The 15,703-nt window shown below is 64.1% G+C and carries 14 protein-coding genes and 1 pseudogene; 2 read left to right on the top strand and 13 right to left on the bottom strand.

What is annotated here, in order from left to right; all coding sequences use genetic code 11:
* The first annotated feature begins 10 nt into the window (after positions 1–10).
* Positions 11–826 carry a lysophospholipid acyltransferase family protein gene (locus R6254_RS12560; protein ID WP_318407232.1) on the top strand — a complete coding sequence of 272 codons (816 nt, stop codon included), beginning with the start codon at positions 11–13 and terminating at the stop codon, positions 824–826.
* 50 nt (positions 827–876) lie between these two features.
* A complete protein-coding gene (locus R6254_RS12555) occupies positions 877–1,650 on the top strand; it encodes a glycosyltransferase family 2 protein (protein WP_318407522.1) in 774 nt (257 codons plus the stop codon).
* A 134-nt stretch (positions 1,651–1,784) separates the two neighbouring features.
* Here R6254_RS12555 and fabG read toward each other — a convergent pair whose 3' ends face one another.
* The 13 genes and pseudogenes from fabG to R6254_RS12490 form a co-directional block, all read right to left on the bottom strand.
* Positions 1,785–2,516, bottom strand: coding sequence for a 3-oxoacyl-ACP reductase FabG (gene fabG / locus R6254_RS12550; RefSeq protein ID WP_318407231.1), 732 nt, complete (start codon positions 2,514–2,516; stop codon positions 1,785–1,787).
* A 26-nt stretch (positions 2,517–2,542) separates the two neighbouring features.
* A complete protein-coding gene (locus R6254_RS12545; protein WP_412103162.1) occupies positions 2,543–3,058 on the bottom strand; it encodes an ApeP family dehydratase in 516 nt (171 codons plus the stop codon).
* 12 nt (positions 3,059–3,070) lie between these two features.
* Entirely contained in the window at positions 3,071–3,898 is an 828-nt protein-coding gene (locus R6254_RS12540) for a beta-ketoacyl synthase chain length factor (RefSeq protein ID WP_318407227.1), read from the bottom strand.
* Positions 3,898–5,106 carry a beta-ketoacyl-[acyl-carrier-protein] synthase family protein gene (locus R6254_RS12535; RefSeq protein ID WP_318407520.1) on the bottom strand — a complete coding sequence of 403 codons (1,209 nt, stop codon included), beginning with the start codon at positions 5,104–5,106 and terminating at the stop codon, positions 3,898–3,900. Before R6254_RS12535 ends, R6254_RS12540 begins: the two co-directional genes overlap by 1 nt.
* 70 nt (positions 5,107–5,176) lie before the next feature.
* Positions 5,177–5,860, bottom strand: coding sequence for a phosphatase PAP2 family protein (locus R6254_RS12530; protein WP_318407225.1), 684 nt, complete (start codon positions 5,858–5,860; stop codon positions 5,177–5,179).
* On the bottom strand, positions 5,857–6,660 hold the full coding sequence (locus R6254_RS12525) for a polysaccharide deacetylase family protein (protein ID WP_318407224.1): 804 nt from the start codon (positions 6,658–6,660) through the stop codon (positions 5,857–5,859). Before R6254_RS12525 ends, R6254_RS12530 begins: the two co-directional genes overlap by 4 nt.
* The gene (locus tag R6254_RS12520; RefSeq protein ID WP_318407223.1) at positions 6,653–9,004 is read right to left on the bottom strand and encodes an MMPL family transporter; all 2,352 of its coding nucleotides are present in this window, start codon (positions 9,002–9,004) and stop codon (positions 6,653–6,655) included. Before R6254_RS12520 ends, R6254_RS12525 begins: the two co-directional genes overlap by 8 nt.
* The gene (locus R6254_RS12515; RefSeq protein WP_318407222.1) at positions 9,001–9,609 is read right to left on the bottom strand and encodes a LolA-related protein; all 609 of its coding nucleotides are present in this window, start codon (positions 9,607–9,609) and stop codon (positions 9,001–9,003) included. Before R6254_RS12515 ends, R6254_RS12520 begins: the two co-directional genes overlap by 4 nt.
* Positions 9,606–10,565 carry a lysophospholipid acyltransferase family protein gene (locus R6254_RS12510; protein ID WP_318407221.1) on the bottom strand — a complete coding sequence of 320 codons (960 nt, stop codon included), beginning with the start codon at positions 10,563–10,565 and terminating at the stop codon, positions 9,606–9,608. The genes R6254_RS12515 and R6254_RS12510 overlap by 4 nt, the downstream gene beginning before the upstream one ends.
* Positions 10,562–12,251 (bottom strand): annotated as a pseudogene (locus tag R6254_RS12505) (AMP-binding protein). Before R6254_RS12505 ends, R6254_RS12510 begins: the two are co-directional and overlap by 4 nt.
* 10 nt (positions 12,252–12,261) lie before the next feature.
* On the bottom strand, positions 12,262–12,921 hold the full coding sequence (locus R6254_RS12500; protein WP_318407220.1) for a COG4648 family protein: 660 nt from the start codon (positions 12,919–12,921) through the stop codon (positions 12,262–12,264).
* An 8-nt stretch (positions 12,922–12,929) separates the two neighbouring features.
* Complete coding sequence (locus tag R6254_RS12495; protein WP_318407219.1) at positions 12,930–13,241, bottom strand: phosphopantetheine-binding protein; 312 nt, start codon at positions 13,239–13,241, stop codon at positions 12,930–12,932.
* A 306-nt stretch (positions 13,242–13,547) separates the two neighbouring features.
* Complete coding sequence (locus R6254_RS12490; protein ID WP_412103161.1) at positions 13,548–15,698, bottom strand: FUSC family protein; 2,151 nt, start codon at positions 15,696–15,698, stop codon at positions 13,548–13,550.
* Positions 15,699–15,703: the final 5 nt, after the last annotated feature.

Raw genomic sequence — 15,703 nt, 5'->3', positions numbered from 1 at the left:
GCACTGATTTATGGACTACAAACCACATGCCTTGCTGAAAAAATCGCTGAAGCTACACGCCAGGCACAAAAGCCTGCACGACACGCTGCGCATGCACCTGGGTTTTGTGGTGCTGGGCGTGATCTGCCTGGCGGTCACGCTGCTGGCTTTTCCGATGCGTGCAATCCTGCCGCGTGTGCTGAGCAAACGCCTGGGCCGCAAGCTGGTCACCGCCACGACCCGGGCTTATCTGCGTTTTCTGGTGTTGATGGGGGCTTGCCGGTTTGACCTGAGCGAACTCGATACCTTGCGGGATGGCCCGCCCATGGTGATTGCGCCCAACCATCCTTCCTTGCTCGACGCGGTCATGATTTTGTCGCGGCTGCCGAATGCGACCTGCATCATGAAGGCCGAACTCGTCAACAGCGTGTTTTATGGGGCCGGCGCCCGGCTGGCCGGTTATATCCGCAACACGCCGCTGCGCACCATGGTGCAACTGGGGGTGGATGATTTGCGCAAGGGCAGCCATTTGTTGCTGTTTCCCGAAGGTACACGCACCACGCGTTTTCCGGTGGGGCCCATGCAGGGCACGACCGGACTGATCGCCAAAAATGCAGGCGTGCCGGTGCAGACCGTGTTTATTGAAACCGACTCGGGTTTCCTGGGCAAAGGCTGGTCGCTGCTCTGGACACCGGCCATGCCCATCACCTACAAGCTCAGGCTGGGCAAACGTTTTGATCCGCCCCGGCATACCGCGCAGTTTGTCAGCGAGCTGGAGCAATACTTCGAATCCGAACTCGCGCATGCCCAGTTGCCCGACTTCCCCATCAAGCCGCCGCCGGCCTGAACACTGGCCTGCTGACGTTTCCCCTATTTTTTCGCCCACTTGCCATGCCGATGAATGTTGATTGTCCCCGCGTGTCCCGCACCCATCTTGTCCTGATTCCCAGCTACAACCCCGGTCCCAAAGTCTATGAAACCGTGCGTTCGGCACGTGCGCAGTGGACACCGGTCTGGGTGGTGGTGGATGGCAGCACCGACGACAGTGCCGCGGGCCTGTTGGCCATGGCGGCGCAGGATGACGGCCTGCGTGTGATTGTGTTGCCGCATAACGTCGGCAAGGGCGCCGCCGTGTTGCACGGGGTTGATTTGGCGGCGGCACAAGGCTTCACCCATGTGTTGACCATGGACTCGGACGGTCAACATCCGGCGCCGCTGATTCCCGACTTCATGGCCGCGTCCAGCGCCCAGCCGGCCGTCATGGTGCTGGGTGTGCCGGTGTTCGCGGCCGACGCGCCGCGTCTGCGCGTCAATGGCCGCAAGTTGTCCAACGGCTGGGCTGACCTGGAAACCCTGTGGGCCGGTATTGGGGACTCGCTGTTTGGTTTTCGCGTCTACCCGATCGCGCCACTGCGGCGCGTGATGCACGGGCAGCGCTGGATGCGCCGCTTCGACTTCGACCCCGAAGCCGTGGTGCGCATGTGCTGGTTGGGTGTCAAGCCGATCAACCTGCCGGCCACCGTCAAATACTTCCGCCCCGACGAAGGCGGCGTGTCGCACTTCAATTACCTGCGCGACAACCTCTTGTTGAGCTGGATGCACTCGCGCTTGTTGCTCGGTTTTGTCCTGCGTTTGCCGGTGCTGCTGTGGCGGCGCGTCAAAGGCGTATAGCAGTCAGCGAGCGAGCCTGGGTTTGCCCGCATTGCAAGCCGGGGCCGCGGATCTGGCTTTGCCAGTCCGCAGGCGCAGCGCCCCCTAGGGGGGCAGAGAGCTACGCGAAGCGAGCGAACGTGGGGGCCATATTCCTAGATCATTCCGCCGTTGATCGAGATGATCTGGCCGCTGATGTAGGCGGCCTGTTCGGAAGCCAGGAAAGCAACCAGGTCGGCGACTTCCTCGGCCTTGCCGGCGCGTTTCATGGGCACCAGCGTGGCAATCTGCTCCGGGCTGAATCTGTCCTTGGTCATGGCGGTGGCGATGATGCCAGGCGCCACGGCGTTGACGGTGATGCCGCGGCTGGCCACTTCGAGGGCCAGCGATTTGGTGGCAGCATGTAACGCACCTTTGGCGGCCGAATAGTTGACCTGGCCCCGGTTGCCGGCCACGGCCGCGACCGAGGTGATGGTGATGATGCGGCCCCAGCGCGTGCGGATCATGGGCAGGGTCAGCGGCTGGGTGACATGGAAAAATCCATTGAGGGACACATCCAGCACACGTTGCCACTGAGCCAGTTGCATGCCCGGAAAAACGGCGTCGTCATGGATGCCGGCGTTGTTGACCAGCACCTGGATAGCGCCGTCTTCCAGCAGCGCTTGCAAGGCCGCGGCCGTGGCGGCCGCATCGGTCACGTCAAACGCCACGGCCTGTGCCTGGCCGCCCTGAGCCACGATGTCCGCCGCGACGGCTTGTGCCGTGGCCAGATTGATGTTGGCATGCACGATCACGCTGAAGCCGTCGGCCGCCAGACGCCGGCAGATGGCCGAGCCGATGCCGCCGCTGCCGCCTGTGACCAGTGCGCGTTTGAGAGGCTTGTTCATCAACATATATTTCGTGGCGGGGTGATTCAGGCCGGGTGCGCGCCAGCAGGCGCCAGCGGCGAGAGTGCTGCGGCATCCAGCACCACCACGGCACGGCCGCTGAGCAGGGTTTGCGCGCCGGCCTGCACCTTGAAGTTATAAAGCACGGTGTTGTCATCCCCCGTGATGCGTTCTGCAGACACCGTCAAGGGGCCGGTCACCGTGTCCAGTCGGTCCACATGCAGGGTGACGCTACGCATGCTGGCCAGGTAGCCGACGCGAGGAGGGATGTTGGCGCTGCCTTCGGTCAGACTTTCAGCCACCAGCGCGCCGTGTACCGCCATGGCTTGCGCCGCATATTCCACGCCGCAGGCTGCGCCCAACCGGCCATACGCACGCAGCGGGTGATAGTGGGCGTTGTGGCTGTTGGCTTGGCATTGGATGTGGCTGTGGTCCCAACTTGTGACCGCGTCCAGCAGGCACATATTGCCCTGGTGTGGGATGCGCCTGGCGATCTCGTCGTGTTGCAAGGTGGCGGGCATGTGCGAAGGCATAAGTGTCATCGTGCCGCAGCGTCAGGGCGCCACCTGTACGGCCAGTTGCAGGCCTTCCAGGTAGTCCAGCACCACCGCACCAGCATGTTGTGTCACCACACTGCGTAGCAGCGGCAGGCAACGTGCGGCGGGAATTTTTTGGCGGACTTGTTCAAGAGCGGGGTCGTCCAGGCGATCCGACATAACACTCGTGAAGCAGGTGTCGGGTGCCAGCGTCCATTGCGCCAGGCTGCGTTCGCTGCGCTGTGGCGCCAGCACCAAGCCCACGCCCAGGGTGTCGGGCACGGGCCGCACACTGTGTAATGGCTCGGGATAGTCGGTGTCGTAGGCCATCAGCAAAACCGCGGTTTGCGCCACGACCACCTGCGTCATGGCTTCCAGCAGACCGGCGGCAAAACTGGCATCACGCGCACAGAGCACCGATGAAGACGCCATGGCGCCACTCGAAATACTCCAGTAACCTGAGGCAGCGTTGTGCACCGAATTGTGAAAACGCGTTGGCGAGATCAATCGGTCGCTGGATGCCAGGGCGCTGCAGATTTCGTGGCAGTTCACGGCGTCGCCGCTGGACGATGAAAAAACCGACGGCAGGGTGGCGGCTTGCAAACCAGAAGCTGTCACGGCCTCCTGACCCACCGCCAAGGAGACTTTCACGACGGCGCCGGCGCGGCGGCGCTCAGCCGGCGGCAAGGCCATGGGCAGGGGCAAAACACAGCGCACGGCCTGGTAGGGTGACTTGCCCTGAAGCAGTTCGCGGCCTTGTGCCCAGTTGTTCAGGCCGGGGCCCAGCAGGCCTATGCCTTCAACAAAAACGGTGAGAGGCCGGGCGGCCTTGGCAGCATGCAGCATCATTTTTTTCTGCCCTCAGCGGCGAGGCCAAAAACCAGGCTGCAGTTGGTGCCGCCGAAACCGAAAGAATTGCTCAGCACGTGACGTAGGGATTGTTCACGGTTGGCCAGCAGGTAGTTCAGGGGCAGGGTCGAGTCCAGTTGCTGCGTATTCAAGCCGCCTGGCAACAAGCCGTGTTGCAGGGCCAAGGCGCAGATCACGGCCTCGACACCACCTGCCGCACCCAGGGTGTGCCCGGTCGCGCCCTTGGTGGAACTGCAAGGCGTCGCCGACCCGAACAATGTGGCAACGGCCTTGGTTTCGGCCGCATCGTTGCTGGGTGTGGCCGTGCCGTGCAAGTTGATGTAGTCGATGTCGGCGGCGCCAAGACCGGCCATGTTCAGCGCGTCTTGCATCGCCAAACGTGCGCCCAGGCCCTCGGGGTGGGGGGAGGACATGTGGTGGGCGTCGCTCGATTCACCCACCCCCAGCAGCAACACGGCACTTTTGTCGAGCTGCTCGGGCACACGCTCGAGCAACGCAAAAGCCGCGGCCTCACCAATGGAAATACCGTCGCGTGTGGTGTCGAAGGGGCGGCAGGCTTGGGTGGAGGTCAGGCCCAGGGAGTGAAAACCGTACAAGGTGGTCAGGCACAAGGAGTCCACGCCGCCCACCACCGCCGCGTCTATCAATCCCGCTGCCATCATGCGGCGGGCCGAGGCAAACACCTTGGCGCTGGAGGAACAGGCCGAGGACACCACGGCAGCCGGACCGCGCAAGCCCAAATACTGGCGCGTGAAATCAGCCACGGAAAAGGTGTTGTGTGTGCTGCCGTACACAAAATCGGCAGGCAAAGCGCCGCTCACCGGGTCCAGCCGGCGATAGGCCAGTTCGGTTTGCAAAATACCGGAGGTGCTGGTGCCTATGAACACGCCCACACGTTGCGCGCCATATTTTTGGCTGGCGGCGCTCACGGCATCGGCAAAACCGTCTTGCATCAAGCCCAGTAAAGCGAGCCGGTTGTTGCGGCAATCAAAGTCGGCCAGGTGTGCGGGAAGCCGTATCTCATCCACACCCGCGACTTCACCCACATAGGTGCTCAGATCAACGGTATCGAATGCGCACGGTGCCAATCCGCCGTGTTGCTGTTGCAGCGCGGAGAGGGTTTGCTGGAGACCATGGCCGATGGCGCTGGTCGCGGTGAAATGGGAAAGCCAGAGCGAGTTCAGAGAAAACCAGCCTATCTAGATAAGGTGAGATGGTAGCAAATTCAGAGGGCAGATTGAGGTCAACACGCCTTCAGGAATGGGTTTGCGGACGGACTGAAACGGTGTACAGGCGAGGATGCAAGGACAGCCAGGCGCCCAGGCCTCCGAGCGCGAGACCAGCCCAGACATCGACTGCCACATGTTGGCGTGTGGCCAGGGTGGAATAGACGATCCCGACACACCAGAGCCAGTTCAATATCCGCAACCACGTCGGCCCGCCAAAGCGGCGTAAGGAGTGATGCAGCCAGGCCCCGGAAAAAAGAGCCGTGGCGACATGCAGGGAGGGGCTGGCATTGCCGGCCGCGTCCAGATTTTTGAGAAAATCCACGCCGGGGTAGAGGGCCCAGTCGATATCTGGCGTTGGCACTGCCGTCGGCCAGAAGTAGAAGATGACCAGGCCCGTGAGGCAGGTGGCCGTCATGGCCAGGCCGTAACGCTGAAGCTCGGACCGCGTCGCGAGTAACAAGGGCGGCAGCGACACATACACCCACAAGGAGAGGTACAGCGGCATCGCGAGCGGCTCAAAGGCGATCCACTGGTCTGGCCAGGTGATAGGCATCACCGTCACCGGGTAGGCCGGGTGTTTGAGCAGGTAAAAATAAGCCGCAAAAAATACGCCGATGAAAAGCATGGTCCCGCCGCCCTTCAGCAGTAAATGCTGAGGGATGACCGTGGCCATTTGACGGTACCAGGGGCGCTGTTGCGGTTGGCTCATGCCAGGGCCTGACGCAGGGTGACCACCCGCAGGCCGGCGGAAGCGGCAGATACCAGCACGGCGGGCAAGACCTCGAGAATGACCGGTGTGCCACTGGGCGTACGTGCGGCGTTGCCGTCATGCAGCAACAGAATGGCACCGGCTTGCAGGCCCTGCACCAGTTTGTGGCTGACACGGTCTGCGTCGCCGACACGGGTGTCGAAGCCGCGTACCGACCAGGTCGCCAGCTTCAACCCGAGCCGGGCCAGCACCGGTTCCAGAAACGGGTTGCGCAAGCCGGCCGGGGCACGAAAAAACAGGGGACGCTGGCCGGAAATGTGGGTGAGTGTGTCCTGCGCGGCCTGGATTTCTCGCGTCAGGCCGCGTGGCCCCATCAGTGAAAAATGATGGCGATGCTGCTGGCTGTGGTTTTCGACGGTATGGCCGCGCTTGACAATTTCGCGGCACAGTTCCGGGTAACGCGCGGCTTTTTCGCCTATGCAAAAAAACGTGGCCTGAACCGCAAAACGGTCGAGCAAGTCCAGCACCAGAGGCGTGACCTCCGGGTCGGGGCCGTCATCTATGGTCAGGGCGATTTCATGCCTGGCGATGGCAGCAGCGGGCAGCCGGGTCCAGTTCGGTCCCAGCCAGTGGCTGCGTGGCCACAGGCCGGCGCCGGCAATCAGCAGGTGATTCAGCACGAGGGCGGCCAGCACCCAGGGCCATAAGTCGGGGGCGGCGATGAGCACCACCAGGGCCAGCCCATGCACGGCAATGGAGGCGCGCATCAGAGGCGTGGAATGCCAGCGTGGCTCAGGCATGGGTGGGCTTCGCAAAAATCGCGGCATACACCAGCGCCAGGATCACACCCGGGGCGACGGTAGACCCCATGGCCTGCAGGATGGAGACATTGGAAAACGCCAGCAGGCCAAAACCCGCGACCGTGGTGAGGTTGGCGAGCAACATCGAGGCCAGGGTGCGGTGGGGGATGGGCGTGAGCGGTTCGGGCCGGTCAAAAAACAGCGCGTAATTCGAGCCCACCGCCACCACCAGCAGCAAACCCACCAGATGCAAAATCACCAGGGATTGTCCAAACAACGCCAGCCCCGCCGTGACGGTGATGACGGAGGCGACCAGCGGCGCGATGATGTGTAACACCCGCCGCGGTGAGCGGAAGATCACAAGCAAAAGCAGGACGATGGCCACCAGCCCGCCCAGCGACAGCAAGGTGGCTTCACGCAGGTAGCCGGAATACAGGCGATCGGATTCGGCTTTCATGTCCACGAACAGCACATTCGACAAACCGGTGGTGACCAGGGTCGCACGAATTTTGTCGGCCTGGATGCCGCTCCCTTCGGGCGCCTTGAGCGGCAGCAAGGCCGTCCAGCCACCGCGGGATTGCTGGAGCAGCAAGGCATCGACCGCCATGGCCATGGAGGTCCGCTCCAGGTCGCTGGCCTGTAGCAAAGGCCGGTTGCGGCTGCTTTCCACATCGGCCAGAAAAGGGGTGAACAGTGGCGCACGCACCGGCAGGCCTTGTACCGCTTGTGCCAGTCGTACTTGTAATTCATCGGGCGGTGGCAGGCTGGACTGACGGGCGCGTTGTGTGGCTATGCTGGGCAGATAACGGCTGGGGCTTTCAAAGCCGGCGAGTTCGCCCTGATCGACTTGTGTCTGCAACAGCGCCGAGACTTTTTCGGAGGCGGTCAGCACGGTTTCCCGGCTGGGGCCGGAGATCACCACCAGGTAACGCACGTCGGGCGCGCCCATGTCGCCGCGCAGGCTTTCATCCAGCGCGATATCGGCCCGCGACACCGGGCTTAGCGAAGAAATTTTCTCATCGAGCAAGCTGTCGTGGTGGAGGACCAGGATGGCGCAAGCGGCCAGCAAGACGATGATGGCCGACCAGCGCAAGGCGGCCGCACGTTCGGTCAGGCGGCTCAACACGCGGCCTATGGCCGAGACATCATGGATGCGAAACGTCGCCGGCAACAGGTGCGGCAACACAAAACGTGTCATGGCGGCTGCGGCCACCAGCCCGGCAATCGCATACAGGCCGAGTTGCGCCAAGCCGGGAAAGCCCGAGAACAACAGCGAGGCAAAACCGCAGATCGAGGTCAAGACGCCCAGACGTATGGTGGGCCAGAAGCGTTTCACCCATTGCTGCTGGTCCGCCTTGGCCTGTTCGGACTGCACAAACAGGTAGATGGAATAGTCCACGGCTTCGCCAATCAAGGCGGTGCCGAAGCCCAGGGTAATGCCGTGTACCGAGCCAAAACCCAGGCTGACGGCGGCCACCCCGGCCAGTACACCGCTGATCACAGGCAAAAAACCCAGGGCCAGCGCGGTCGGGGAACGGTAGACCAGCAAAAGCAAGGTGGCGATGATCAGGATGCTGATGAGGGACAGGCGGCTGACCTGGCTCTGGATGGTTTCGCGCGAGGTCACCGAAAACACACCGGGCCCGGTCATCACCAGCTTGGCCGTGGGGCTGGCCTGGGACGCGGTGTCAAACGCCTGCCGGATGGCGGCCATGGCGTGTTGCTGGGCATCGGTGTCCGAGCCCAGGGCACGTGTTTGCATCAGCAGCAAGGCGCGTGCGCCGTCACGCGAGGCCCAGGCGCCATCGACCAGGGGCGGGTGGGTGCCGCTGTCGAGCTGCCCCAGCAATTCCACCATTTCACCGGTCGGGTCATTGGGCAGCAGGGACTTGACCATCAGGCCGGCGGGCGAGGCCAGCAGGTCTATGCTTTCACCCAGGGCGGCATGCAGGCCGTCGGTGCTGAAACGTTGCGGCGTGACGGCCGGGCTGAGCAGGTAGCGGTTGTTGAACAGGTAGGCCCGGTCGCGTTCGGTGTTGACGGGTTCACCATTGTTGACGGAGACAAAAACCGGGTCGGCGCGCAGGCGCTGGGCGACCTGTTTGGAAAGCTGGGCGCGGGTGGGCGCATCGGCGCCTTCAATGCCGACTAGGATCAGGCGTGAGGCCAGGCCGTCACGCAACTGGTCCATCAGCAGTTGTTGCTCGGGTGTCGGGTTGCGCGGCAAAAACGCCGACAGGTCGGTGGTGAACTGGGTGCGGCTGATGATGGCGCCGCAGGCCAGCAAAAACGCCAGCCAGAGCCAGACCGGCAGAAAGGCGCGCCGAAAAATCTTGCCCCTCATGGTGCGGCCATGGGGGTGATGACCATGACCGAGCGGTCTTTGTCGGTTTGCTCGATGTCTATGGTTTTCACCTCGGCGCGGCTGCCACCGATACGGATGCGTTGCACCACGTCCAGCATCTTGGTTTCAATGGGGCGCAGGGTCAAGGTCCAGCGCTCTTCGTTGCCTTCCAGGTCCAGGTTGTAAATACGTTTGAGCGCGGCGGTGTCGCCGGCCAGAGTGCCGCGTATGCTTTCGGTGAAAGCGACCAGCTCCGGGTAGTCCTGCAGGCGCAGCACCATGCGGCGTTTGCCGCGTTCGACGGTGAGGTTGCCGCCGTCAATCACCAGGGATTCGGGTTTGGGTTTGAGCGTGCGTTTTTCCAGGCGGTCGGGTGCGGTGTACAGCAGTTCGCCGGAGGACTCCACCGGTGCGTCCAACACGGCGATGTATTTCTTTTCAACAAAACTGGCACGGCCCGATTTGTTCTGGGCCAGGCCTTGCATGAGTTGCTGGATGTCCCAGGCGGCCAGGGCCGGTGTGCTGCACAGGCTGAGCAAGAGGCCGGCACCAGCCAGCCAGGTTTTCAGGCCACGGGTCATCAGGGAGGGGAGCACATTGTTCATGGGGCAAGGCCGGGGGTTGCGGCAGACGGCGCTTTGCTAGTCCGCCAGAAGTCAAAAAAGTTGAACCAGTTGTAGGGGGCTGCGCGGCAATGTTGCGCCAGCAGTTCGGCATAACGCGCCATCGCGGCTTGCACGGCCGCTTCACGTCCGCCCGCTGGAATCGCAGAAAAATCGGCCAGCGTTTCAAAATGAATATCGTAGCGATTGCCGCCCGCATACAGCCCGACCATGAACAGCACCGGGCGCCGCATGAGGGCCGCCATGCGAAACGGGCCGACAGGAAACTCGGCCGCTTCACCGAGGAAAGGGATGGGGCGGGTACTGTCCCGGTTCAGGCCACGGTCGGCCAGCATGCCGACGACACAACCGCTTTCGAGCAACTCGTGGACCTTGAGCATGGAGTCGGCGTGGCCCAGGGCCACGATGTCCTGCTGGGCCGCGGGGTTGATGGCGCTCAGGGCTGCGTTGATTTTGCGCGCGTTTTCTTCGTACATCACCATGGCCACACGCAGGCCGGGTTGGCGCCGGCCCACCGCGCGCAAAACCTCGAAGCTGCCGAGGTGGGCGCCCATCAAAAAAACACCTTGGCGCGTGGCCGTCAACTCGGCCACCAGATGCTCCTGGTGAATTCGGATATCGAAGCGATGAAAGTGGTCGTTGATCAGGTAGATCCGGTCATGGGTGCAGGAGGCAAAACTCAGGAAATGCCGGAACATCTGGCGCCAGCCGATTTGCGGCAAATTCAACACGCGGCGCAGGTAATCGCGCGAGGCGCGGCGTGCGCCGCCATTGGTGATGAAAAAATAAGCGGCAATGCCATACAGCACACCGCGGCCCGCGCTGCGGCCCAGGCGCAGCGAAATCCAGGTCATGATCCGCAACATCAACATGTTGCTGCGTTCCGGCCGCTGCTGCCAGGTGGTTGCCGTGTCCGGCTTGGGATGTGGCGTGTTCATGCGGCGGTCCCGAACACCAGCAGGCCGGTCGCCACGGGGCGGTCGCTGCCGGCAATGTCAAAACGGGTCTGGCCCGTGCCGCTGCTGCGCCAGGACAGGCTCAGTGTTTCGCCGGGCAAAACCGGGCTGAGAAATTTGGCCGAGCTGATTTGGCAGGTCGGGGGCGGGCTGCCGTCGGGGGCAGGATATGCCTGCATGAGGGCATGGATCGCCGCGTCCAGCAGCAACACTCCCGGCACGATGGGGCGTCCCGGAAAGTGCCCGGCAAACGCCGGGTGATCAGGGGCAAAGCTCAGGCTGGATTCACCCTGCATGGGGCTGGCCTTCCTGGCTGGTCCGAGCCTGGTGTTCCCTGGCCAGGGCCTGCAGGGTCTCGCGTGGCAATTTTCCGGTGCTATTGCGCGGCAAAGCGGCTAGCAATACCAGCGGACGCGGCAGGAAGGTGGTGTCTATGCGCTCCTTCAGTGCCGCGTGCAATGCTGCCGCCGTCATGCCGGGCGCCACCACAAAAGCCATCACGCGCACCACGCTGTCCTGGCCGCTGTCCTCGGGCATAAAAAACGCACCGTCCAGCACGCCGGGGATGCTGCCCAACTGGTGGTTCAGGTAATCCAGCGAGCTGCGTTTGCCGGCGATGTTGATGAGGTCGCTCAGTCGGCCATGCAGCAAAAAACGCCGGCTGTCGAGGGCTTCCAGCACATCGTTCATGGGCACGACCTGCTCGACGTGGCCGCCGCTGGCCCACATGCGGTCATCGTGAGGTGTCAGTGTGATGCGGGGGAACAGCTCCCACTCGGCCGTTTGGGCACTGCGCCGCGAGGCGATCTGGCCGGTTTCGGTGGAGCCATAAATCTCAAACAACGGGGCGCCAAAACGGGTTTCGCAGTCTTGCGCCAGTTGCGGCGGCAGGGGCGCCGTGGCCGATAACACCGCGTCTACGGCCGGCAGTTCCAAGCCGGACGCCAGGAGCACGCGCAAATGCACGGGCGTGCTGACCAGCAGCCGCGGGCGGGGGACGGCCTCGAGGGCGCTGACGATATCGGCCGGATAAAACGGTTGGCCGGCGTGGATCACCGCGCCGCTGTGCAGCGGCAGCAACACGGTGGATTCAAAGCCGTACATGTGTTGCGGCGGCACCGTGCCGATGATGCTGTAGGGCTGCCCTTCCCCCAGGCCGAGCCGTTCGGCCTCGGCGCGGGCGCCCTGCACCAGGGCGCCCCAGGTTTTGCGGTGCGGCAAGGGCAGGCCGGTTGAGCCGGAGGTGAATACATCGGCCACCGGCTGGTTGCCGGACAGATGCGGGATGTCGCAGGGCGCGTCCGGGTCCACATTGGCTGGGCCGCGCGCAAACGCGTCCTGGTAAGCAAAACCGGGCAGGTCAATGGTGTGGGGTGCGTCGGACAGGCAAAAAACATCCGGCGCCAGGGTTTGCAACTGGCGCACCATTTCCGGCGTGTGGGTGGGCGGCAGCAGGCTGATTTTTTGGGTCAGCAGCGCCGCGCCCAGACCTACCGTGAAGTGATAACGGTCATGGCAGGCATTGAGCATGTGCTGGCGGCCGGCCGGCAGCGACGCTGCCAGTTGCCGGACATCGGCGAGAAACTGGCGCACCGTGATGCGTTCGCCGTAACGCCAGGCCAGGGTGTCGTCGCCACTGTGGTGGGCAGTCAGTGCATAAGTGGTCATGGGCGGCTTCTCAAGGGGACGGCGGCACCGTGCCCGAGCTGGCTTGCCGGTAGGCGCGAATCGCCTCCAGCGGCCCGGCCCGGTCGGACGGTGCCAGCAGGCACAGGCGGGCGATGTATTCGGCGGCAAACATCAGGACCAGCAGCGGCAGGTTCAGCAGGTTGGCAAAAACCGACCAGACCGCGACCGGCGCCAGCCAGAACAGCAGCAGCGACACACCGGTGATGGCGGCGAAATACAGGGTCCAGGCCCAAGTGGCCTGGCGCGTGTAACGGGCCAGCGCGGGGGACAGGCCGCCATGCACGATGGCGGCAAAGCGCGAGATCATGGGCACCTGGCCGGCGCGCAGGCTGCGGCCGAAGGTCAGGCCCAGCAAGGCCTGGAAGCCGGCGTGTTGCAGCAGAAACACCCAGTTGTAATGCTGCACCAGCCAGCCGCTCAGGCCGTAGAGCGCGGCACAACCCACCAGGCAGAGCAACAACATCCAGGGCCGCTGCGGCGAACGCCAGGCCAGCAGGCCGGCCAGCGCCAGCAGCGGGGCGATGGCCACGGCCGCATCCAGCAGGTCCGGGTGGGTGTCGGCGGCCGCGAAATGGGACAGCACCGAGTAGGCGATGCATAAGCCGGCAATGGCTGCCCAGCGAGCGCCGCGCAGCAGTGTTGCCGTCAAGCCGGGTTTCACTTCGTTCTTTGTTGAGCGATGTGCGCGCTCAGGCTGCGCAGCGACTGGAAGATCGCGGTGTTGTCTTCATGGTCTGCGCGCAGCTGCAGGCCGTAACGTTTGGAGACCACCAGCGCGATCTCCAGGATGTCGATGGAGTCCAGGCCCAGGCCGTCGCCATACAGGGCGTCGTCGGGCTGGATGTCGGCCGGGGCGGTTTCGAGGTTGAGGGAAGAAACCACCAGTTCGGCGACTTCAAGCAGCAGGGCGGCGTCGGCGACGGCAGGCAGGGCGGAAGTGGGGGAAGAGGACTCAGGGATCGTGGACATGAATAGGGTGTTTTGATGATTTCCAGGGGAGGCGTCAGGGGCGCTCAAGGCCCGCTGCGGGGGATGGTTTGATGGTAACTGACATTGTTGGCCCACCCGCGCCGCGCTGTAGGCTCACCCCTCAGGAACGCGTCATCCAGTAGCGAAACAAGACGTAAAAAACAGCAACAACCGGGCGTGGTTTTTCGCCTGCCTGGGTGCGTGTGAGGCTGGGTTTCTCCTGCGTTAAGTATCAAACAGGCCTCCAGCCCAGAGGGAGCGGGCGCAAGCAGCTCTGCTTTTGATAGCGACTGTGTCGTTGCCGGTTCAGGCCAGCGCACGCGCTGCTGCCAGCCGCAGTTCCCTGGCCATGGCGCAGGCCAGGTCCAGCCGGCGCAGCAGCCAGGGTGTCAGGTCGGCCGCCATCAGCGGGTCGGGTCGGGGCTGGTAGGGCTGACCGGCCACCGGATGTGTGGCGGTTTGCGGCGGCGTTGCGGTGTCGGACAGTTCGGCGGCAATACGTTCGGCGGCCGCCGCCAGCGCCGGGGTGGCTACTGCCAGATCCAGTTGTGGTCGGTGCAGCAAAAGCAGCGACTTGACCGCCGTGAGCTGTGCCAGCAACTGGTAGCTGCGTGCCTGCAGGGCTTCCAGGGGTTCGAGCGGCGGGCGCACCTGGCGCGGTTCGGCCAGGGTGCGCTGGGTTGCCAGGGTCAGGTCCGAGAGGCTGTTGTAGGCCTCGCGGCGCGCCAGCCGCCAGCGCAAATCCGAGGTTTGCGGCCCGCCCAGCAAGGCCAGCGCCAGTTGTGCATGTTTGACCTGTGCCTGCACGCTGCGCCGTACCAGCCCCGGGATCTGGTTGCGCTCCCAGGCCGGCAAGACATAACTGAAGAGCCAGGCGATCAGCGCGCCCAACACGGTGTCGGCCAGGCGTTCGCCCACCGCAAACGTGGCTTGCACGCCGACCAGCAACAGGTGGGCCTGCAGCAGGCCGGACACCGTTGCCGCAATCGAGGTGTAGAGGTAGCGCCGCAGGGCAAAGGCATGCGCCAGGCCCATGCTCAACGCCACCACCAGAAAGAGGGTGCGGGCGCCGGGGTGGGTGGCCAGCAGGGCCATGACCAGGCCACAACCGAGCAGGGTGCCGGCCACGCGGGCATTGCGGCGCTGCAGTGTTTGCGCCAGGTTGCCACGCATCACCACCACGATGGTGAGCAAAATCCAGTAGTCATGGGCCACCCAGGGCAGGTGCAGGGAGATCACGTAACCTGCGGCGACCGCCAGCGTGGCGCGCAGGGCGTAGCGCAGCATGGGGGCGCGCCAGGCCAGTTGCCCCAGCAGCGGTTTCCACGACCAGGTGGTGGTGCTGACAAACAGCTGCCACTGCGTGCGCACCGCCGCCAGTTCGGGCGCCAGCTCGCCGCGTGCCAGGGCCGCCATTTTGACGGCTTCGTCGTTGATGTGGCCGATGCGATCAGCCATGTTGTGCAGCAAGGCCACGCTGTCGGGCGCTTCTAGTTTCAGGGCTTCGGGCGCCAGATTGTTCACCACAGCGGTGCGTGGCGGCAACAGGCCGGCCAGCGGCAGGCGCAGGTCGGCAATGGGCGCAATCGCCTGACCGGTTCGGCCCAGCAGCAGTGACATGCCCAGCGCGTCCAGGCGGTCGGCCGTGGCCTCCAACGTGTGTTGCAACGCCGGCAGGGTGGTGACGCCGGCGCCTTGTTCCAGCAAAAAGTCCAGGTCCAGGTCGCAGGCCAGCTGGTGGTCGCGGGCTTCAAGCAGGCTCAGCAACATGGCCGCCAGGCGCTGACGCGCTGGCGTGGTGGGCGACTCCAGCACCACGTCACGCGTGTTCTGCAGGTGGTCGGCGAACGTGGCTTGTTGCTGCAACATGCTGGCCAGCAGCGCCTGGTGATCGGGTTGCGCGGCAAAACGCTGGGCCTGGGTGCGCAGGATGTGCGCAAAACTGCTCAGGCATTCGGCCAGCAACTGGGTGCGAAAACGCTGGTTCAGCAGATGGGTGGTGAGCACGGCCCAGAGCAAATACAGCACCGATCCGGCCAGGAACCAGCCGGCATGTTGCGCGATGTGTTCCAGCGTGCCGGCGGGCGGCGCGGCCATGGAAAACAGCAGCGAAAACAGCAAGGAAAAGCAGATCGGTCCGCCGCGTTTGCCCCAGGCCATCATCATCACCGCCAGGAAGGTGCCGGCCACCAGCACCACACCCAGCAACACCACGTCCTGGCGCACCAGTTGCACCAGCGCAAACAGCGGCGCGCCCAGCAAGGGGGCGGGCAACATCTGCATGATTTTGCGTTTGCGCGGGGACGGCACGTCCGGCAGGCTGGTGATCAGCACACCGACCGCGGCGGTGGCGGCAGCCGCCAGGCCGGCGGCCTCGAAGATGGCCAGCATGATCAGCACCAGGCCGACCGCGACGCTCAGGCCGTTGGTCACATACTGGCTGAGGACGACACGCAAGGCGT

Origin of the sequence: Polaromonas potterensis (genome assembly GCF_033446725.1) — a bacterium.
GTDB lineage: Bacteria > Pseudomonadota > Gammaproteobacteria > Burkholderiales > Burkholderiaceae_C > Polaromonas.
Note: the sequence above shows the minus strand (reverse complement) of the source record. Positions and strands in the feature narration are given on the sequence as shown.